The organism is Lutispora saccharofermentans (assembly GCF_024363565.1).
Classification (GTDB): Bacteria; Bacillota; Clostridia; order Lutisporales; family Lutisporaceae; genus Lutispora; species Lutispora saccharofermentans.
The window spans coordinates 131041-152202 of the sequence record NZ_JAJEKE010000003.1 but is presented as its reverse complement, the minus strand read 5'-3'; the positions used below and the strand labels follow the sequence as shown (position 1 = coordinate 152202).

24 protein-coding genes are annotated in these 21162 nt (G+C 38.4%); 6 read left to right on the top strand and 18 right to left on the bottom strand.

Going from position 1 to position 21162, the window contains the following annotated elements:
• Position 1 precedes the first annotated feature (1 nt).
• The 6 genes from LJD61_RS05680 to LJD61_RS05655 form a co-directional block, all read right to left on the bottom strand.
• Positions 2-712, bottom strand: coding sequence for an ABC transporter ATP-binding protein (locus tag LJD61_RS05680; protein WP_255226552.1), 711 nt, complete (start codon positions 710-712; stop codon positions 2-4).
• A 19-nt stretch (positions 713-731) separates the two neighbouring features.
• Entirely contained in the window at positions 732-1382 is a 651-nt protein-coding gene (locus LJD61_RS05675) for a TetR/AcrR family transcriptional regulator (RefSeq protein ID WP_255226551.1), read from the bottom strand.
• 201 nt (positions 1383-1583) lie between these two features.
• Positions 1584-2636 carry a CotS family spore coat protein gene (locus tag LJD61_RS05670; protein ID WP_255226550.1) on the bottom strand — a complete coding sequence of 351 codons (1053 nt, stop codon included), beginning with the start codon at positions 2634-2636 and terminating at the stop codon, positions 1584-1586.
• Positions 2633-3652: a CotS family spore coat protein gene (locus LJD61_RS05665; RefSeq protein ID WP_255226549.1), complete on the bottom strand. Its 1020-nt coding sequence runs from the start codon at positions 3650-3652 to the stop codon at positions 2633-2635. Before LJD61_RS05665 ends, LJD61_RS05670 begins: the two co-directional genes overlap by 4 nt.
• Positions 3653-3656: 4 nt before the next feature.
• Positions 3657-3881 (bottom strand): hypothetical protein, encoded by a 225-nt coding sequence (locus LJD61_RS05660; RefSeq protein ID WP_255226548.1) that lies wholly within the window; start codon positions 3879-3881, stop codon positions 3657-3659.
• A gap of 39 nt (positions 3882-3920) precedes the next feature.
• Positions 3921-4907, bottom strand: coding sequence for a CotS family spore coat protein (locus LJD61_RS05655; RefSeq protein WP_255226547.1), 987 nt, complete (start codon positions 4905-4907; stop codon positions 3921-3923).
• A 179-nt stretch (positions 4908-5086) separates the two neighbouring features.
• On the opposite strand from LJD61_RS05655, the gene LJD61_RS05650 reads away from it, so the two are divergent.
• The 3 genes from LJD61_RS05650 (at position 5087) to LJD61_RS05640 (ending at position 9148) form a co-directional block, all read left to right on the top strand.
• Entirely contained in the window at positions 5087-5353 is a 267-nt protein-coding gene (locus tag LJD61_RS05650) for an ATP cone domain-containing protein (RefSeq protein ID WP_255226546.1), read from the top strand.
• 119 nt (positions 5354-5472) lie between these two features.
• Entirely contained in the window at positions 5473-6597 is a 1125-nt protein-coding gene (locus tag LJD61_RS05645; RefSeq protein ID WP_255226545.1) for a glycosyltransferase family 4 protein, read from the top strand.
• A 328-nt stretch (positions 6598-6925) separates the two neighbouring features.
• Positions 6926-9148, top strand: a complete 2223-nt coding sequence (locus tag LJD61_RS05640) for a hypothetical protein (protein ID WP_255226544.1) — start codon at positions 6926-6928, stop codon at positions 9146-9148.
• 246 nt (positions 9149-9394) lie between these two features.
• Here the strand turns inward: LJD61_RS05640 and LJD61_RS20690 are convergent, their stop codons facing one another.
• From LJD61_RS20690 to LJD61_RS05630, 3 genes are all read right to left on the bottom strand, one after another.
• Positions 9395-9481, bottom strand: coding sequence for a putative holin-like toxin (locus tag LJD61_RS20690; protein WP_408614927.1), 87 nt, complete (start codon positions 9479-9481; stop codon positions 9395-9397).
• 209 nt (positions 9482-9690) lie between these two features.
• Entirely contained in the window at positions 9691-10767 is a 1077-nt protein-coding gene (locus tag LJD61_RS05635) for a mannose-1-phosphate guanylyltransferase (RefSeq protein WP_255226543.1), read from the bottom strand.
• A 147-nt stretch (positions 10768-10914) separates the two neighbouring features.
• The gene (locus tag LJD61_RS05630) at positions 10915-11361 is read right to left on the bottom strand and encodes a MarR family winged helix-turn-helix transcriptional regulator (RefSeq protein ID WP_255226542.1); all 447 of its coding nucleotides are present in this window, start codon (positions 11359-11361) and stop codon (positions 10915-10917) included.
• A 225-nt stretch (positions 11362-11586) separates the two neighbouring features.
• Between LJD61_RS05630 and LJD61_RS05625 the strand changes: the two genes are divergently transcribed.
• The 3 genes from LJD61_RS05625 (at position 11587) to LJD61_RS05615 (ending at position 15296) form a co-directional block, all read left to right on the top strand.
• Positions 11587-12978, top strand: coding sequence for an amidohydrolase (locus LJD61_RS05625; RefSeq protein WP_255226541.1), 1392 nt, complete (start codon positions 11587-11589; stop codon positions 12976-12978).
• Between the two features lie 118 nt (positions 12979-13096).
• Positions 13097-14506, top strand: a complete 1410-nt coding sequence (locus tag LJD61_RS05620; protein ID WP_255226540.1) for a YfcC family protein — start codon at positions 13097-13099, stop codon at positions 14504-14506.
• Positions 14507-14585: 79 nt separating this feature from the next.
• Entirely contained in the window at positions 14586-15296 is a 711-nt protein-coding gene (locus tag LJD61_RS05615) for a uroporphyrinogen decarboxylase family protein (RefSeq protein ID WP_255226539.1), read from the top strand.
• Between the two features lie 323 nt (positions 15297-15619).
• On the opposite strand, the gene LJD61_RS20685 is transcribed toward LJD61_RS05615, so the two are convergent.
• The 9 genes from LJD61_RS20685 to LJD61_RS05575 all read right to left on the bottom strand — a co-directional run bounded on the left by LJD61_RS20685 (position 15620) and on the right by LJD61_RS05575 (position 21152).
• Complete coding sequence (locus LJD61_RS20685; RefSeq protein WP_408614925.1) at positions 15620-15790, bottom strand: DUF3825 domain-containing protein; 171 nt, start codon at positions 15788-15790, stop codon at positions 15620-15622.
• 40 nt (positions 15791-15830) lie between these two features.
• Positions 15831-16214: a hypothetical protein gene (locus LJD61_RS05610; RefSeq protein ID WP_255226538.1), complete on the bottom strand. Its 384-nt coding sequence runs from the start codon at positions 16212-16214 to the stop codon at positions 15831-15833.
• Entirely contained in the window at positions 16199-16345 is a 147-nt protein-coding gene (locus tag LJD61_RS05605) for a hypothetical protein (protein WP_255226537.1), read from the bottom strand. The genes LJD61_RS05610 and LJD61_RS05605 overlap by 16 nt, the downstream gene beginning before the upstream one ends.
• A gap of 2 nt (positions 16346-16347) precedes the next feature.
• Complete coding sequence (locus tag LJD61_RS05600) at positions 16348-16509, bottom strand: hypothetical protein (RefSeq protein ID WP_255226536.1); 162 nt, start codon at positions 16507-16509, stop codon at positions 16348-16350.
• Positions 16510-16637: 128 nt separating this feature from the next.
• A complete protein-coding gene (locus tag LJD61_RS05595; protein WP_255226535.1) occupies positions 16638-17483 on the bottom strand; it encodes a hypothetical protein in 846 nt (281 codons plus the stop codon).
• Between the two features lie 15 nt (positions 17484-17498).
• Positions 17499-18398 carry an aminopeptidase gene (locus LJD61_RS05590; RefSeq protein ID WP_255226534.1) on the bottom strand — a complete coding sequence of 300 codons (900 nt, stop codon included), beginning with the start codon at positions 18396-18398 and terminating at the stop codon, positions 17499-17501.
• 55 nt (positions 18399-18453) lie between these two features.
• Positions 18454-19134 (bottom strand): AroM family protein, encoded by a 681-nt coding sequence (locus LJD61_RS05585; RefSeq protein WP_255226533.1) that lies wholly within the window; start codon positions 19132-19134, stop codon positions 18454-18456.
• A 1-nt stretch (position 19135) separates the two neighbouring features.
• Positions 19136-20077 (bottom strand): DUF1177 domain-containing protein, encoded by a 942-nt coding sequence (locus tag LJD61_RS05580; protein ID WP_255226532.1) that lies wholly within the window; start codon positions 20075-20077, stop codon positions 19136-19138.
• Between the two features lie 13 nt (positions 20078-20090).
• Positions 20091-21152: a DUF917 domain-containing protein gene (locus tag LJD61_RS05575; RefSeq protein WP_255226531.1), complete on the bottom strand. Its 1062-nt coding sequence runs from the start codon at positions 21150-21152 to the stop codon at positions 20091-20093.
• Positions 21153-21162: the final 10 nt, after the last annotated feature.

Below are 21162 nucleotides of genomic sequence, written 5' to 3'. Positions count from 1 at the left end.
ATCACCACTCAATCAAATCAGCATCTGCAGGATTACTGTTTATGTAGTTTTCTACAATCTCGCCGCTTCTCATTTTTATGACCCGCCGTGCCATAGCTGCTATAGGCTGGTTATGGGTAATAATTATCACCGTCTTACCTGTGTTTTTATTTATGTCTTGCAGCAGCTTTAGCACAAGCTTGCCTGTGGTATAGTCAAGGGCTCCGGTTGGCTCATCACAAAGAAGCACATCCGGATTTTTGGCTACTGCCCTGGCTATTGCAACTCTCTGCTGTTCTCCTCCACTCATTTGAGACGGAAAGTGCTCCATTCTATCCCTTAATCCCACATTTTCAAGTACAGACTCAACATTTAAGGGATTTTCAGATATCTCAGCAGCCAGCTCCACATTCTCTCGAGCAGTAAGATTAGGCATAAGATTATAAAACTGAAAAATGAAGCCTATGCTCTTCCTCCGGAAAAAGGTAAGCTGATTTTCGTTATATCGGCTTATATCGGCTCCCTGGAAAAACATCTGTCCTGAGGTGGCAACATCCATGCCCCCCAAAATATTGAGGAGAGTACTTTTACCGGAACCGCTTGGCCCCAAAACCACTACCAATTCCCCGCACTTTATATCAAACACTGCTTCCTTTAGTGCTTTAACCTCAACCTCACCCATTTTATAGCTTTTCGATACATTTTCCAGATGGAATATTGCATCGTTAACCATGAGCATACCCCCAAAATAATTAATTCAGCAGACTTGTCAGCTTCGAAATAAACTTGCTTGTCAGGCATTCCATTATATTGCTATCTACACCCAACACCCTTTGAATGACAAATTGAACCCCGCGTACCCTTTTTAGATACTCTTCCTTATCCTCCAAATAGATATTTACGTCTCCCAGGTAATGAGAACCGGTCATCAGAAACTCAACAACCTCATCAGGGTATTCAAGGTCAAACAGCTTTTCTTGAATCCCTTGCTTGACAACATTTACAACCAGAGGAGATGCATACTCAACGAATTTTTTTTCGACTTTCTCGTGCAGGTCCATGTTGTCCTTTGTATGAAGGTAGGAAAGCACACCTTCATTGTTTTCAATCAATTCTAGGCCTTTTTCTAAAGCCAGCTCTATCTTTTCTCTTGTGCCTAGCTTTTCATCTCTCGCTATCTCAGCGATCCCAGCCATAGATTCTTCAAGAAATTCCTCGACAATTGCGTTAAATACATCATCTTTGGATTTGAAATAGTAATAAAAGGTGCCTTGTGCAACACCGATGCTCTTTACAATATCACTGACGGCTGTGTTGCTGAAGCCTTTCTCATTGAACAGCTTTTCAGCCGCTTTTATTATTTCGAGCCTTCTCTCTTCAGGATCCTTGCTTATTCTAGTCATTTGTTTTCTCCCCTGCTTAATTGTATTGACTGATATCAGTCAATACAATTATATACTACTGACTGGCATCAGTCAATGGAGAATATCAATGAGATATCAGGTTCGGGGGCATCCAAACTTAAAGGCCATGAAGTTTTAAGTCAATGGCTTCCATCATGGCCTTATTGATTAATATACATACCATCGAAGCATATGCCCCGCTCAAAGCCTCTTCTCAAATTCTTCGATGAATTGGCGCCGTGATATGGTATACTGAGATTTGGTATTCATTTTGTCTAAGTAGTCCCTATCTCCCCAATCTTTCTTTTCTACATAATACTGCTTGGATATCTGCCAGAAATCCTGAGGGAAGAGAAAAAAGGGCACCAAAACCTTTAGCTCATCATTGCTGACGGCACTTACTTCATTATAGCCCTCAATTATATACAGTGCTCTGTCTATGTCCCAGCCGGTCTTTTTCATATTCCTGATTATCAAGCTTCCCAAATCATGTATCCTCACATCAATGGCGCAGTAATCAAAATCCAGAACATACAGCTTTCCGTCAAAAGATTGTATAAGATTATGATGTGCGTAATCATGATGTATAAAGCCCTTTTCTTCCTCCGCTTTATCCACCAGAGCATCGTAGGGTGAATCGGAAAGAAGCTTTAGTGCCCTGTTCCCATCCTCCAGGCACATATCAACAAAGTCAAGAAATATCCTGTCAAAGCTTTCTCTGGCTCTTTTCAGCAATGCCTTGAACTTCATCTCTTTCATTTCCAATATCCGCTCTTTGAAATTCTTAGGCCACATCCCCAGCAAATTCCTTGAGATAGGTACAGCAGAGGTATCAAAGCCCTGCGAAGCTATATGCAGTTGAGCCAGCAGCTTTGCCGCAGCTTGCAGATCTATGGGATTGAGATAATCAAGCTCCCTGCCATCCACCCATTTAGTGAGGTAATATTTTTCCCTGTCATATTCATAAAAAAGGCTTCCGTCTTCCCGCGGCACATATTCCATGACATTCTGGAAGCCTTTTTGCTTCAGATGCTCCACTGCCGACATAATAAAATCTATCTCTGCCTTTTCGTATATTACCCTCTTAAGTGAGAACATGCCTTTTTGGGTGGTTATGCGGAAAACGTTTCTTACAGGAGCTATATCCTGCACATCAAGACCCATGATATTGAAAAGCTCAAGGTTCAGGTTGTAATCGGATAGGATATCTCTGTCCCTATACTTGTTTTCCATGGTAAAGGTATCAATGGTCATTCCATCACTTCCCCAAGCTTTTTTACTATTTCATATCTTCTTCCTTCTTTTCTTATGCTTCTTTCCAGCTTCTTCGTCAGCTCATATTCGTTATAATTCTTTCTCTTCCCATAATATACGTTTGCCACCTTATAGAACCTTCCGGGCTGAAGAAGCAGCGCCTTTATTATGTTCATCGAGTCAGTATCCAGTGGTCTTATGCAGGAATAGCCGGAAATAACGCTTTCCAGATAGGGCAGGCCTCTGCTTCCGATGCAGCTTTCAAAAAGGGATACTAAATCCGTCTCTATGATGTCATAGCTGCAGTTCTCCATGCCTGTCAGGAATATATCGCCATTATCAACCGTAAAAATGGAATGCTTTTTAAAGGTCTTATGACATAGCTGGTTTGTCTGCATAGATTTATAAACCTTTGCCATATAACCATTATTCCTTAATATTCTGTAAGCTTCCTCAGATTTTTGGCAATACTCATCTGCATGCTTCAAAAACATCTTGTCAAATCTGGTTTTAATGCTCTTGGCTTCTGCTATTTCCTTGAATTTATTGAGGCGCACGCATTGGACCTTAAGCTTATCTATCCACCTGCCCCAGTCTACCTTTGCCCTGCTTCCCGGAGCAGGTATGAAACGGTCTGCTGCCACATGAAACCTTGCCATTTCCTCTCCGATTTTTCTCCCGTCTTCCTCGGAATTTATAGAAAAATATTTTCCTCTCATGCTATCCTCGAGTATATACAGGTTTCCATCATATCTTGAGTAATATCTGTCATCCTTAGTTTTACACATGGCCGAAACATTTTCAAAGCCCCTATCCTTTACATGGTTATAGGCTGAAGCAATGAAAAGTATCTGAGACTCATCCTTTTTTATCTTCTTAAAGAATTTGTCCCCGCAATCCGTATACACTAAAACACCTTTGTCTCCCTCGTGCATGTTGTAAATCTTAAGGCCATATTCTCCTTGTATGAGCTCTCTGATATCGCGCCTTTTAAACTTCCCATGCTTTCCGGACACCGTATCACCTCTTTCTCCCCTTAGGGCGCCTATTCACTAATTTTTCTTTTTCTTTTAGAAGTTCTTCATATTTCTCTCTCTTCTTGATAAGCTTCTTCAACATTTTTATTTCATCTTCCAATTCATCTATCCTTTTCTTATAAAAGTCTACATTCTTGGAAGAAGGCTCCGAATAACATTTTTCTTCCTCCGACAGCGTTTTTTTGTAATAGTTACTGCCTTTACCCATATAAATCACCCCTTGCAATAGCTTTTATGAATGAGCTTGTTATAGCATAAGAAATTCCTCGAGAAACTTCTGTCTTAAGCTAAAGTCATCTCTTACCTTATTAAGCCTTGACATGAAGTTTTGCATATCCCAGGGCTGCTTTTCCACATAATATTGAAGTCCTACCTGCCAGAAATCCTGAGGGAATATGGCAAAATATTTTATGACTTCCATTTCTTCTTTGTTGATGGCCGAATATTTTGAATACTCGTTCAGGATGAAGTATGCTTTAGCTATATCCCATGTGCCGTGCTTCATATTTCTGATGACCAGGCTTGCTATATCATGTAGCCTGGTATCCATAATGCAATAGTCGAAATCAATGATCTTCATCTCCCGGTCAGCAGTGATGATGAAATTATGCTCCGCCATGTCATGATGACAAAACTCTCCCCTTTTTCCCGCTTTTTCGGAGATATCATAATAGCTGCTTTCTTTTAACAGGTCTATGGCTCCATTGCCCTGATCCGCAAAAAAATCTATAAGAGGATAATAAGCTTTATCAAACTCGTCTGTTATTTTTTTCTCCTCGATCATGGCTTTAAAGGCTTGAAGTTCTTTTAGCCTTTTCTCAAAATGCTCGGGCCATTTTCCATAGTAGACCCTGGGCTTTGAAGCTTCGGGGGGTATGAAGCCTGCCGATGCCTCATGCAGTTCTGCAGAAAGCTTTATGATCTCCGCCAGATCATCTTCTTTCTTAAATTTACACTGCCTGCTTTCAATCCAGGGTAGGGCATAATATATATATTCCCCATCTTCCATACATATGTCACCATCCAAGGTCATATCATAGGCTATAGCACGGGTAAATCCATTCTCTATGAGGTGTTTTACCGCAGCAAATACAAAAAGGAAGTAGCTTCGCCTGGTGTGGGCTCTTTTGAAGCATTTTGCTCCCTGGCTCGTATTCAATTTTGAGATCTTCCTTATTTTTTCTTCACTCATTATTTTAAAGCCGTATGCCTTCTCTATATCTTCCCATTTCATGCTTGTGCCCTCCTAAAGTTGATATATATCATTATATGTTCAGAACGCCGGCGCTGTTACATATATAAGAGCCCGGGGCTGGCTATTGTACCTTCGTGAAATATTTAGTAAACTGATATTATCAGAGGATGGATTTTAGTGGTCTTGGACATCGAATAAATATTATGGAGGGATTAATCATGTTGGTCGTAAAAAAGAATTGTTCATTGCAGGAATTTAATATCGAAAAAATTAGGACAAGCGTTAATAACTGCTTGTGCAGCGATGATTGTTATATGACTGAAGGAGACATCAACGCGCTTTCCACACAAGTCAATAAGATATTGACAGATGTTTCAAAAGGCAATGCCCATACTTCTACATATGAAATCAGGGGTATCGTATATCATGTTTTAATGGAAAACGGATTTAAAGAAGTCGCAAGGTCTTACATGAAACTATGCTAAGACAATAATAGGCGTGCATGGCACCTCAGCTGTCACAAAAATGATGAGTAATGATTATAATATATTATGTCTTGCTGTATATATAATTGAGGCCTAAGATTTAAAAACGAGGTGAGCACATGCACGCTTGTATAGATATAAGAGGGGCAAAGCTTTATGCCGGCACAGGCATAGGAACGTATACCATGAGACTGATGGAAAACATCCAAGCCATAGATAGTGACAATCATTACAGCTTTTTCTGGCCCAACGGGGGCTACGAAAGCTTTGCAACCAAGAAAAATATTCAAGTGATCCTTTTTGGCGAGAGAAACAAAAAGTTTTGGGATGAGTGTTATTTGCCCAAAAGATTAAAGCAATTGAAGCCTGATGTTTTTCATCTTCCTCAAAATGGTCTTGGTCTTCCTGTCAGGAAATATTCCAAATATGTGGTCACAGTACATGATCTCATACCATACACAATGCCTGAAACCTGCGGTAAAAGCTACTTGGATAAGTTCACCACAGAGATGCCGTTCATTTTGGATAAATCCGACCTTATTATAACTGTGTCTCAATACTCCAAGGATGATATCATAAAGTATTTCGATGTGCCTCAGGAAAAGATAAAGGTAACTTATCTGGCGGCAGACAGCATATTCAGGCATATGGATAAGGATACAGCCTGGGATTTGCTGAAGCACAAGTATAACTACTCCACAGATTATATACTGTACGTAGGAGGCTTTAGCCCAAGAAAGAATGTAGATGGATTGCTCCATGCTTATAAGGCTATTTATAAGGAATTGCCCGGACGTTATGATCTGATGATTCTGGGAGCCTCCAAGGATGATCATTATGAAATGAAAAAGAAGGTTTATGCACTGGGGATAGAAGATAGGGTCGTCTTCACCGGCTATATACCTTATGAGCATCTGCCATTGTTTTATAATTGTGCAAGCCTTTTCGTATACCCGTCTTTTTATGAGGGGTTCGGCCTTCCTCCCCTTGAAGCGATGACCTGCGGCACACCCGTTATCACATCAAATGTAACCTCGATCCCTGAAATCGTTGACGGAGGAGCCATCCTGGTGAATCCCTATGATCCGGATGAGCTGACAAATTCCATGTATGAGGTGCTGACAAATACAAGCTTGAGTCAAGAGCTTTCACTGAAAGGGATGAAGAGAGCATATCAATTTTCCTGGAGAAAAACAGCTCTGGAAACCGTTAAGGTTTATGAGGAAGCTATAGCCATGTATTGAATTTGTTTCAATCTGGCTATATTATTAATATATAAAAAATGTGCAACAAGCAAATGGGGAACGGGGAACACGAAAAGTCACTGAAACTGCACAGAGAATCACTAAAATTTTATAATATTAAAGTTGCATGAAATTATTAATTTAAACTCTAGCGGAATACTCAAATGATAGAATCAGTAGTAAAAGCTAGAGATTAGCGATTAATAAATAAAAAATCCTTCTGTGTTTTTTCGTGAAAAATTCCGTGTCTTTCAGTGGTTTCCGTCTCCTCTTTTGTCGCATTTGCTTCATATTAAGAATTTAAATATTAATATTTATAGGTGGACAAATGAAGAAAATATTATTGCTTATGCTTGCTTTGGCATCCGTCTTTCTGTTTGGATGCCGCTTTAAATCTGATAACGTAACCGTATATGAATTGCCGGAAGGGGCTGAAGTACAAAAGACCCTCGATACTCTGGCAGGTTCTGTCCTGTCTATGGATATAGAGGGTTATATGTCTTGCTTTTCTCCCGACTGCGCTTTCTTGAATAAAATAAATGAGAATATCCTCTCAGTAAAGGCTCAGAACATAAAATTCAAAAACTTTTCCATCAGTATTCAAGGCTTGAAAAGATATGGAGAGGGTTTGGAGGCAATAGTAAATACTCAGTGGGAAATGTCGCTGAACGGCAAGAAGAAGTCCGGCGAACAGACCAGAAGCATCTATTTTTCCAAAGAAGATGACGCCTGGAAGATCAAAGATTACTATTTTCATGCTTACAGCCGGCCCTCTGTGGTAGTGGGAAACAGCAGCCTTCTCTTTGCCAATGCCCAAGGCATGGCAAAAGCTTTGAATTCTAAGCTTTTTTTAGATATCGATCATCTCCAGAACTCGGGTGATATAATACTGCTGGGCACCGCCTACGATAATGCATCCATATTGGAGATGGAGAAGCAAAATTCAACTTATATAAAGGTAACAGAGAATTATCCCGGGAGCGATCTGGGCATAGTTCAGGTAATACCCAACGCAGAAAACTACAGACATGCCATAGTTATTCAAAGCAGTTCTCTGCAAGGGGCCAAAGCCGCTATAAGCTTTATGGCCCAGTATCTGACCGAGAACAGCTATATGGAGCCCGGGGTCTATCTCATACAGGATAACGAAATACGTAAAGCCGAGCTTCTAGAATTGACGACCCTCACAACTCTTGATCACAATAAGGCTGAAGAAACCTTAGCCAGGGCACAGGATGTGGTTGAGTATAATATAAAGCTGATATCCGATGAGATTGCTTTGGAAAAAGATAATATACATTTGATAGAAAAAAACATATCAAATAATGACAGGAAAGACTATAAGGAAGCCTTTTCTATTGATCCTGCCGCTAAAAAACAATCTCAGGCCATTCGTATGGGAATCATATCCTCATATTTCATGAACAAGGATGTCTGCACAAAAGCTTTTCAACTGCCTCCCAGTGCAGATGCAGGGGTTCTGGACTCCGCTTTAATGCTTGCTAAGGATATGGACATCCCATCCGTAACAGCACTCTTGCGCTTAGCGGGTTTTCATGGAGATGAGGTTTTCAGCCTTGAGGGAGAAGATGCTTCTGTCATATTTGCAAATATAGATGACGGATATGCTCTTGATCCTAATATGCTCTTCATACATGGAGTAAACCGGCAGTATGCCTTAGAGGAGCTGAAATCCATTGAAAATGACGGATACTACTTGAATCTCAAGGATAATTCCACGAATATGCCTAAGGAAGATATAATAAACAGCATAAATGCTATAAATAAAGTCCTAAGCTTAAAAAAAGAGCTGCTGCCAAGCAGGATCGTAAGAAAAAGCTTCGCTCAAAACGAGGAATTAGCAACTAATTTCCTGCCCTTTAACACGCTTGATATATATGAAAAGCTTCAAAATAACACTTCATACTTTCAATATACTAATTCCATGTCTTCCCTGAGCGAGGCAAAGGATGCCTTGAGAATGGCCATGGGAGAGCTGCTGTCCCTAAAGTGCAGAAAGTATATCCTAAATCTTGCAGGTAAATATCCGGGGAGCCAATATGATTACAGCCGCTACAGCGGAGGCCTGGCCTTCGTGGAAAAACCGGAAGCCTATGCCGAAGCGGCCCGGGAGTCGGCGGCAGTGAAGGTAAAGGCTTCTGAAATAGGTTCCTCCAATAGGGAAAGAGAAGACAAGATAGAAGGGATTTTGAGCGTGTTGTCAACAATAAAAATTGAAGAAAAGGCCGTGGATTTTTTTCTTCATCCTGAAGCATGCCTTAAATCTAAAAAAGGAGGGGCCATGGATAAAGCCTTGCTGGCTTACGGGCTTTATACCGGCTTGTTCGGCAAGTCGGATGAAACATGGGTTGCAATAAGCGAGAACTCTTCTTATGTGGTCATAAGGGATGAGTATGGCTATAAATACATAGATTGCAAATACAATGCCTTAAGCAGGATGCCCGATCCAACCATATATCTTTGCTTTAATGAAAAATATGCATACAATACCCGCCTCGGCATAGGGGAGAAGCCGGAGTTTATGAGATAGGATTCAGGGTTCAGAACTCAGAGCTCAGAGCTCAGGATGAGGGTATTCCTTACTGGCCAGCTGCTAGCCGCTGGCTACTGGCTTCTGGCATTAAGGTATTCCTATTGGGTCTAAAGGGTGGCGAACACGGAAAAGCACGGAATTTTACACGGAATAACACGGCAAGATAAGAATTTATAATGGTTCCCTTTTAGTAAAATTTAATTAACCACTCTGCAGTGCAAGTGCAGGGTGGTTATCTTTTAGCTACTTTTTCTTTTCGTGAAAACTTAGCAAAGCTATAACTAACATCCCGAACATAAGCATCAAGCTTATAGTCTGATATGTATTCATCATAGCCTCACCTCAAATCATTATTTTCATTAAATTCTCTTCGTGTTTTTTGTGGCCTTTAGTGTCTTTTAGTGGTTTCCGTTCTCATATTATCCCATCTCTCAGTGAAAATCCGTAACCCTCCGTGTTAATCCGTGTTCCCCGTCCCCCAGAACCCCAAAGGAATACCCAAAGCCAGCGGCCAGAAGCCAGTGGCCAGCGGCTGATCCCTATATATAATCCTTCAATTCCACGTTTTCACCCAGCTTGCTCAGCAGCTCCTTTATGTCCTGATCTCTCTCCCGCCTGCATATCAGCAGCACGTCATCCGTATCCACTATTATCAGATCATTTACTCCTATAGCGGCTATAAGCCTCTTCTCTCCGCAAACTATGCAGTCTCGCGAATCCATTTGGAAGAATATCCCTTTAGTCTGATTGCCCCATTCATCTCTTTCCATATACCTCTCCATAGCTGTCCAATTTCCTATATCATCCCAGCCGAAATTGCATTCAATAACATATACATCTTTAGATTTTTCCATGATGCCGTAATCTATAGATATGCCTTCAATCTTTTCATATTCTTCTTCAAGGATGGAAAACTCATTATCAGTGCCCAAGCCGTCCCTTATCGCTTTCAGAGATTCGTAAATTTCAGGCAAATGTTTCTTGTATTGTTTTAACAGAGAAGAGGCCTTCCATATAAACATGCCGCTGTTCCAAAGATATCTGCCGTCTTCAATGAATTCCGCCGCCTTCTCCTTATTGGGCTTTTCAGTAAACCTTCTCACTTTATAAGTATCAATAGGCCATTCTTCGTCTATCTTTTTTCCGATCTGGATATATCCATAAGCGGTTTCCGGCCGCGTCGGTTTTACCCCGATGGTAATTAGATGCTTGCTGTTTTCCGCTATGAGCATGCCTTGCTGCAAGGTGGTGATAAAAGCATTTTCATTTTCTATGTGGTGATCTGACGGCAGCACAACCATCACCGCTTCGGAATCTTTTTTCATCAGTCTTACTGCAGAATGTCCTATGCAGGTAGCAGTCTCCTTTTGCATTGGCTCAACGATGAGATTATCCTCTCCCAACTCCGGAAGCTGCTCACGTATTATGTCCACATAATTTTTATTTGTTACTACATATATATTTTCAATGGGTATAAGATTTCTTATGCGTGAAAACGTGGACTGCAGCATGGTGTCAGGACCCAAGGGATTCAAAAACTGCTTTGGATAAGCTTTCCTGCTCTTTGGCCAAAACCGGCTTCCCGAACCACCGCACATTATCAATGCATAGTTCATAAAAGCACCTGCCTTTCTTCATATTATTCATAGTATGAAGATAAGAGGTGCTTTGTGAATGTGATACATGAGATCAATATAGGTTTTTTATTATTTGATGCTCTTAAAGTCATTATCGTCTATCTTAAAATGAGATATTTTACTAGTTTAATCCGAAAATCTACTCCACATTATACTTGCTTCTTTTTCAACCTTGTTAAGTAACATATATAAAACTTCCATTTCTTCTTTTGTAAGACAATTTGTTATGGAATATAAATATCTAAGATAATCAATAATGTCCTGATAATCATTTAACAGCTCATCAGATACATATAATTGCCATACTCTTTTATCATCACGGGGTTTTTTTCTGATAACTGCTCCTTGGTCTTCTAGTTTTTTTATGGCTTTTGAAATAGTAGTTCTATCTATTTTTAACAATACAGAAAGTTCTTCCTGTGATATTCCAGGATTATCATGAATTCTAGTAATAAAAGGCAATTGATTACCTTGGTATTTTTCGTTTTGCAGTCTAACTTTATTTATATATGTTATTGCCCTATATATAGATGTTATTTTAGCAATAATTTCTTTTGATAGATTATAGTTCATAATTAGCCCCCTAAAAAATTTATTTTACTTGACATGGATAACATAATTTTATAAAACTGCTAGGTATTTAATATTATTAAGCAAACATATTTTTTATTAATATACTTGAAAAATCAAGTATATTCTTTTAGGTATTTTCCTACTTTCTTAAATAGAGCATTATAGAATTTACACAATATATTTGATACTTAATTTCAAAAATAAAATCACAAGGAGGAAAATTGTATGATATATCATGGATTCAAATGGATTGAAGAAAATAAAGACTTAATTATTGAGGCAAATGACATAATATGGCAGTACTCAGGAATTAGTTTAGAAGAGTATAAAACATCAGCATATTTAGCAAACATCCTTACGGAAAATGGATTTAAAGTAGAAAAACCTGTCGCTGGAATCGACACTGCTTTTGTAGCAAAATTTGGGGTTGGAAAGCCTGAGATAGGAGTTTTGGCAGAATACGATGCATTACCTGGCCTTTCCCAAAAAGTAAAAACATATAAGGAGCCGATAACAAAGGGTGGACCAGGTCATGGCTGTGGACATAATTCTATTGCGGCAGGAGTTCTTGGTGGAGTTATAGGACTAAAGGAAGAAATGATAAAAAAGAATATACCAGGGACTATAGTATTTTATGGCTGTCCTGCCGAAGAAGGACCTTTTGCAAAACAAAATATGGCATCAGCAGGAGTTTTCAATAATAGCGATGTTATTTTGACTTGGCATTCTGGAGATATTAATTGTGTTGTATCGTACAGTACGAATTCCTTCCTAGGACTTAAATTTAAATTTCATGGGAAATCTTCTCACGCTGCTATAGCACCTTATGATGGAAGGAGTGCTTTAGATGCTGTGGAGTTAATGAACGTAGGAGCTAATTATCTTAGGGAGCATATGATTAGTGACGCAAAAATTCATTACATAATTACTAAAGGCGGCGATGCAGTTAGTATTATTCCAGAATTTGCTGAAGTGCAATATGCAATTCGTTCACCTAAGAAGCATCAAGTTACAGAATTGTATGAAAGACTATTAAACATTGCAAAAGGGGCTGCTCTTATGACTGAAACAACTTTTGATGTAGAATTAATAAGTGCTTGCCGCGAAATATTGCCCAATACAGTTTTAGAAGAAGTTCTTCTCGAGGCTATGTTAGAGATAGGAGCTCCGGCTTGGGATGAAGAGGATAGACAATTTGCTAAAGGGATGATGAAAAATATATCAGATAGCTCTATAGATATAATATCTCAAAAGTATGGGATTAGAAGAGAGAATTTTGAAATTGGCCTGCATGATTTTGTATACAATGGCTTTCCTGAAAGAGGGCTTGTAATGGCAGGATCATCAGATGTCGGGGATGTAAGCCAAATAGCACCATTAGCACAGTTCAGATATGCCACATCTGTTATGGGGACTCAGGCACACACTTGGGTAAAAACAGCATGCAGTGGATCAAGTCTTGCTCATAAAGGTGTACTTGCAGCAGCTAAAACCTTTGCACTAACTGGGTACAAGCTATTAATAAACCCTAGTATATTAGAAAAAGCAAAAAAAGAATTTAATTTGAAAACAGAAGGTAAGCGTTATGAATCTGCTATACCAGAAGATCTGAGATAAAAGCTAAATAATCTTAAGTATTAACTATAATATATCTATTGAAAGAACTGAAAGGGGGGAGTTTGTATTCTTCCAGCAGATATATTATAAAATAAATAATAGAAAGGATAGGATAAATATGGAGAAAAACTTAAGACAAAAAAGAGCATTTCCGAATATGTTAGTAATTGTATTTATAGTTATTATCGTTGCTGCTCTTATGACATGGATTATCCCAGCAGGTCAATACGACAAAGTAGTAGATAAAGCTACAGGAAGAACTTTAGTAGATCCAGATTCTTTCAAGTATATCGCTAAAACCCCAGTTGGCCCTTTTTCAATGTTATTAGCAATACCTAAAGGACTTACAGGCGGAGCAGGAATTACTTTCTTAGTATTTATTACATTTGGTGCAATAGCCATTATAGAAAAAACAGGAAGCATTGATGCTGCCATGGCTGCATCAATTCGTAAAATGGGCAAAAGTGAAAAATCAGTATATTTTGTTATGGCGCTTATTATGATATTCTTTGCAGCTTGGTCATCCACTGGAACTTTTTCTCACTCACAAGTATTTCCTTTCATACCCATGTTTGTTCTATTATGTAATAGTATGGGTTTTGATGCCTTAGTTGCAATAGGTATGACTTTTACTATTATAGGTACAGGATATGCCTCTGGAACAATTAATCCTTATAGTATTGGTGTTGCTCATTCAGTTACTGGTTTGCCAATGTTTTCAGGATTAGGATATAGAATTGTTGTTTTAGTTGTTATGTCGGCAGTAACAATTGCTTATGTTTTATGGTACGCAAGAAAAATTAAAAAAGATCCGTCTAAGAGTTTATTAGCCGATATAAAATTTGACTCTTTCAGTGTTGATGAAGAACGTCTCAATACGGAAATGACAAGTCCGCGTAAAGTTTCTTTGTTTATATTCTTATTAGGTATTTTACTATTAGTATACGGCCTTACAAAGCTCAAATGGGGACTTGATCAAATTTCTGCAATATTCTTAGCTCTAGGTATCATAATCGGATTGATCAATCGTCTACCTTTAAATACCATTTCAAACTCTTTTGTAGAAGGCCTTCAAAGAGGTGCATTGCCTGCCATTATAGTTGGTTTTGGCAGAGCAAGCGTAGTTATTTTTGAAAACGGTCATATTATTGATACTATTATTCATAGCGTAACATCTGTACTTGGTAAATTTAACTTGTATATTAGCAGTGTTATCATGCTAATTTTTCAGACTTTGCTTAACTTCTTTATTCCATCTGCCAGCGGACAAGCAGCAGTTACTATGCCCATACTCGCTCCTATATCTGATTTAATAGGGATGAATAGACAGATTACCACCTTGATATTTCATTTTGGTGATGGGTACTCAAATAACTTATGGCCGATGTTAGTTCTTATAGCATGTGCTATAGCTAAAGTCCCTCTGGAAAAATACTACAAATGGTATGTTCCTCTGTTTGGTATACTATTCGTATTTCAAATAATTTTTGTTTGGATAGCTATTGCAATTAATTATGGACCGTTTTAAAAATCATTCAGCAAAATAAGTATTAGCCATTCATTATACTTAGTGAAATTAAAAAGATAAAAGGGTGATATATAATACAATGGAAAAAATTTGGACAAAAAGAGAACGACTAGAAGCTGTACTACGAGGTGAACTTCCTGATAGACCACCAATTTCATCATGGAGGCATTTTGTTGAAAAAGAGCATAATACAAAGGATTTAGCAGAAGCAATGCTGGATTTTCAAAACAAATATGATTGGGACTTTATAAAAAAAGACAAGGAAGCGGTACACAAAGCTCTTGAAGCAATCGCTTTAACAATTGGAGATTATGCAGCTAAAGTAATTGAGTCTGGTGCTGATGGATTGTTTTATGCGATAATAGGCTTTGCTAGAGAAGGATATCTTACTATGGATGAGTGGAAAGAATTTGTTGAACCCTATGATATTATGGTACTTAAGAATGTTAATGATCATATGGTTCTCCTTCATACTTGCGGCATATTCAGCAATCCGCAACGTTTTGTAGATTATCCTATTAGTTCTATTCATTGGGCTCCCAGTGCTCCAGGCAATCCACAAATAGATGATTGCAAAAAGTGGATTAAAGACAAGACTCCCATGGGCGGATTAGATGAAAGACTATTTGGAACAGGTGCAACTGAAACTATATATATAAAATCCAGAGAAACTTTAGAGAAAAACAAATCAATCCCATTTATATTTACACCAGATTGCTCTCTTTCCATAAGAACTCATGATGAAGAACTTAAGGTTTTTAGAAAAACTGTAGAAGATTTTTCATTTTAACTGGAATTTCGGCTTCACTCCGTACTGGGCGGGTGGGTCACATAGCAGCCGTTTTCAATAGCAAAGGCGCGTCCTCCCGATATCTCCTCGGCGTGACCAACGCTGTCAGTGCCACATAGTTCATGCTTTCCGGCACTACTGACTTATTAGACGCTTTATAAATAATAAGGACTACCATTAGGTAGTCCTTAATTCTTATATAGTCTTAGTAATACTTTGTAAATCTAAACTTTGCTAAATTACTTTTTAAATATAGTAAAAATAAATGTTTTATAGTATGTGATATTAGTATATCTAATTTCAATAAGTAAGTCAACACGGTTTTATATTTTTAACCAATCGACATCAGGTCTTACAATTCTTCGAGAATTTACATAAGCCCATTCTAATGTTAAAATCGTCTTTCCTATATATGAATATTCAGCTTTATCAACTACTAAAGCTAAATCTGCAATGTCTTTGCTTTGCAAAAAAAGAGGAAGAAGTAATTGTATTTCCTTTCTTCTCTTAAGTTCGTTAGATGTGTGGTATTAATCACGCATCTTCACCGCAATACCCACATACCCCCATCCTAGGAGAATTTACCACAGGAAGCATCATATCCTCCCCGCATTCATGTTCTGCGCCGCATTCATCACAATAAAATGCTTCTTCTTCGTAAATACAACAACCGCATAATTGTGTTGCCTGTTTCCCGCATTCCACGCAAGCAAAGACAGGCGGCAGATTCCGAGCCATTAATATTACTTTTTCTTTTCGTTTAGCTCCTGTATGAATAGCCAGTACCTTTAACTTTAATACAGTTGTAGAACCAAAATCATATTCGTGTACAAATTCAAGTCCTTCAGAGAGGCATTGGCGGATATGTCCAAATACATGCAATATTCTTTCTGATAATAACTCTAAACTTGTATCCAAAAGTACTTCTCTTCTCCCGGTTTCTTCTTTTCTTCCCTAACCTTACATTTCTCCAAATGCCTCTTAATGGCGACTTTGCCGAAAACATCGCCGCAATAATAGCACTTGATTCTTTTATTTTCCCTATTCATAGTTACCTCCTTCTCATTTTCATATGTTCATATGCTTTACTTTTGAATTTACGAAGCATTAATTGTGCCTCAAGATCCTCTGAACCCATGATTGCCTCAGCGGCAAAATAACCTCCATATATTTCAACGAAGTTATCCGTCAAATCTTTAGGATCTTCTTTCATAACCCTGCTTATGAGTCCTTTATCTATCACTCATTTGTTCAAAATGTTCCTTATCTAACACATTAGGTTACCAATAAAAGCTCCTTTCTGTTGCCAGAAAGGAGCTTTTCACTAACTCATGGAATTATTCACATTAGCTGCAATTTCTTAGACTTGTATCCACATCCTATATGTCTGATGCAGTTATTGCATATTGCTTCACATTCTACAAGAGAATCTTTTATACCTCCGACTTCTATATCCCTTGATTTAACTTCCTTTAATATTTTAACTATCTTTTCATATTCCTCATTTGTTGGAGCTAAGATTTCCAGCGTAGAACTTCCGTGTGCCTCCCCTAGCCCACCAGCACCTATTGGAAAACAATCAACATTCGCTAATATTTTGATAGCTTCTATTTCAGTAAATAATTCTCCTTTTAATGGCATCAAACCTACTGACATCCCCCAAGATAGAGATTTCCCATTTCTGCCGGTTCTTTTTATGATCTCGTTTAAATCGCCTGGAATTATTTTTTCTATGCCTACAGGGATTATTACTTTTGCACCTTCTGTATACCAAGAACTCAAAGATTGTCCAACAGCCCCTCCGCCTGGGCTGCCAGCCATGATTGCTGCATTCCCATTATTATCAAATGCATTTGCCCCACATATTATAAGGTCTTTATCAGTAAACTTTAAAACCTCACCTACTATTGTTTCATCTATATTAGTCCACTGTCCTTTATAATAAATGATGGAGTGAGGCCCTTTAATTATATCCTTAGTAGACACTGTCCCTCGTGAAGTTATCCTGCCGCTTATCCTTAGCGGCACTCCTAACAACTTTTCAGTAATTTTAGAGACAGTAGTTCCACCTTTAAATAGCATCTTCCCGTTTTTCATTGTATTAATTAATACCGGATGGTTTAACATGCCTAAAGCAATTATTTCTTTGCCTTCTTCTACAGTTAGTGTAATTTGTATCTTCTTCATTAAACCACTCCTGAATTATATTAATACCTTTCCTTTATCTAACACAAGTTGATCATCTAAATATAAGGTTGGATTGATTATAATCCCATCAAGGTGGCAATTCGCTTTGTTGATTCCGCCAAAGGATATATTAGTGCCAAAAGCTATATGGACAGTTCCATATATTTTTTCATCTTCCAGTATTACCCCTGTAAGCCTAGCTGCAGAATTTGTACCAATTCCCAGCTCACCTATGGTAGCATTATTATCATTATCAAAGAGTATTTGAAGCTTATGGGCATCTTCACCTTCAAGTTCCACAAGTTTCCCATCCTTGACCTTTATGTGTAACGGAGAACTCAGCTTCCCAACTCCCACCATACTGCCGTCAATTATCATACTGCCATTTGCAGAATCTTCAACAGGTGCTATATATGCTTCTCCGGAAGGAAGATTTCCTGCTTCACCAGGGTTTTTATATATTCCTGTACTAGGAACTCCTTTTCTATTTTCTAATGACATTTGAAGAATGTGACCTTCTTTTATAATCTTAGCCGTTTTTGCTTTAGATAGAAGTTCAGTAAACTTTATTGTAAGTGCTTCTACCTCATTATAATCAGCAGTAATCGCACCTGCTTCAAACATCTCGTTTGTTATTCCAGGCATACTTGCCAATCTAGCTCCTGCTTTAACTGCATTGATTTTTGCATTTGTATGTGTAATTGACGTAGAAGTTGGGCATATGATCACATCAAACTTTCTCATGGCCTCAGCAACAACCTCTGGCGGCTCTTCACCGCTGACATTTCTAGGCTTCATTACCATTAGTACGGCTTCTTTGGCAAATCCTTTTGCTTCCTCATACAATGCACTGCCAATTGCAAGCTTCTTATCATCTGTCAATATTAATACTGTTTCATCTTTTTTGACATCCATGCAATCCTCGATCACAATTCTATAACCAGATTTTTTGCTCATAATCATCACCTCATTATTGATTAAGCATTTCTCCCAGCACCCTTGCTATCATAGTTCTAGCAAGAACAACCGGCTTTCCGGTTCCCATAGATACTTTGCTTTTCATATCTTGATTATAGCCTATACAATCCATCACTATAATGTCAATACTATTATATTTATTTAATTCCTCAATAGCTACAGATAACTCATCTTCCTCAGCATAGGGCGAACCTTTTACCACAATTACTTCAACTCCAGCTTCACTCCATTTCTTTTGGCTCTGAATTATCTGATCTTGATCAGGAGTAATCACTGCCAGCTTTCCCTTATCAACCAGTCTGGGAACAACTCCATGCAGTATTTTCTGCGGGTACAAAACAGGCTTTGAAGATTTAAATATATCAGGGAATACACCGGTACAAATAAACAAAATCACATCTGCGCCCTCAGCCTCTAGCTTATTAATACAATTTTGCAGCCTTGGCAATATATATCTTTCAGCAAATCTTACGCTTCTTCCATCTCTTAACTTTGATACCAATACATAATCATTCTCTTCAGGTTCAAATTGCAGTATTTCCTCATATGTCAGACCATCCAAAGCTCCAGCCTGAATTACCTCAACATCTTCCCCCAAGTATGGCAGCATCTCTGGTATAACATCGATTCTTGGTGATTGACCAATAGTAATAGCACCTAATTTTTTTTTCATATTATACCTCCGCTTTTCCCAGGGTTTGAATATGATGCATACTGCCATACAGTTTAGTTAATTTCGCAAACTCCGCCTCGTCAAAAAAGTTACAGTTACCTCTTCCATATGCCTTAGCAACCTCAACTGTAAATCTGGCAGCTTGCTCCAAATCAAATGGATGACTTGCACCTGTAGCACAACCCGGTACAGCAACCTCAGCAGTTATTGCAATTCCTACAACAGGTGCAGTAGTTGCAGTAGATGGCTGTAGGATACTGTTTATATGATAAACATCATTACCATAAGGAGTAATATCTTGAGTAGTAATTGGGAATACAACTGGTAATTTTCCCGTTGTAGTTTGCATGATATCTAGCAAGTCATTGCTTGTTTTTAATATATATCCTTCCTTTACAGTAGGAGAAATGGCAAATCCTCTGTGATTAATAACATTGTTGCCCTTAGTTGTATCGATTGATAATATGGCATCCAGTTCTCCATTCACTTCTTCCCTGTTAACTGTAGCCATATCAACAGGAGAACCCATAAAAGGCACTGGTTTATGTGGTTGAGTCGGAGCATCAGGACAAATATGCGTAGATATTATTACATCTCCATCGAGGAAATCACCCTTGTTTTGCATATCAAGCAGCTTCGCTGCAACAGCCAAAGCAACCACAGCACCATCGGCATCTGATACCATTCCGATCATTTCGGGTCTTGCTCCAATTCCTCCCAATCTGCCAAGCACTCCAAGAGTGGGAGCATCCATTCCCTTAGACTTACCCTTTAGTCCGGGAATTCTAATTCTAATAAAATCAGTCTTTCCTTTATCTCCATTGATAATCTTGACCTCAACATCTTTTGCACCAAGTGATTCCATATACTTTTTCATCATTTGCCCATTAGCTGTTGCAGTATCAATATATTCATATACATCTAAAATTTGTTTTAATAACATAATATTCCTCCAATTAAAGATATTTTATAACTTCTTTATCAACTATAGGTTCTATTTCCTTAAGCAAGTTTAAATCATGCATACCAGCACCAAGCTTTATATTTTCTTTCTTTGTTCCTATAATTGCAATGTTCATGCCTTTTTTAATTTCTGCAGTAGTAATAGGCATTCCGGAAGCCTTATCAAATGACATAATAAGATCTGGGAAAGTATATAATCTCTTATTTCCATGTTCTAGTGTCATATACTCATTCCAAAATGTCATCTCGATACCATCTATGTTAATTTTACCAACATCAAATCCACCCTTTGTAACAAGCTCAAATCCATAAACTACCCCCTCAGCAACTATTTCTCCATTTAAAAACTCTGCAACAGCTTCTATAGCATCACGTGGAGAGGTCTCCAATCCTTTATAAAACCTTTTGCCTGTTTCAATAGCATGGCTAATACCTTTTATGGCTCCGTTTTCTTTAACATACTTGGCATCTACTATATTTCTAGCAACAGCAACTAATCCGCCAGCCTGAACAGCAGCTTGTCTAACCATTGTGGAAGCTTTGAATATATCCCCACTAATAAAGCCTTCTACCCTATTTCCTAAATTAGGGTTTCCACCAGCATATGCCTGATAGGATATAAATCCTGAAACATTATTAAGTCCCATGCTACCCATTGTTCCAGTAGGATGTGCTCTTCCATTACACGGAGCATCTATTAGTGGAATATTTAGTATAGCTGCTTGTATCCATCCATTAATTGTTGCTGCTCCTCCGTTTTCGTTAGTGATAATGCCCCCAATTTTAAAACCAGTATTTTCCTGTAAGACCTCCATGGTTCTCACATAGTCTCTAGGTTTTACATACTTATCAACTGCAGCAGGTGCACCTACGGCTGAAGTAGTAACGATCAAAGTGTCATCTGGAACTTCAGAAATATCAGTTAGGTTTAAATCTCCATAATCTAATGCAATACTCCCAGAAGCCTCCCCTAGTTCCTTAGAACCACCTCCGCCTCCACCAAGAATGGTGCCACCTACTAGGGCATACTTTAGCATCTCCTTATTAAGTTTCATCCCATCACCT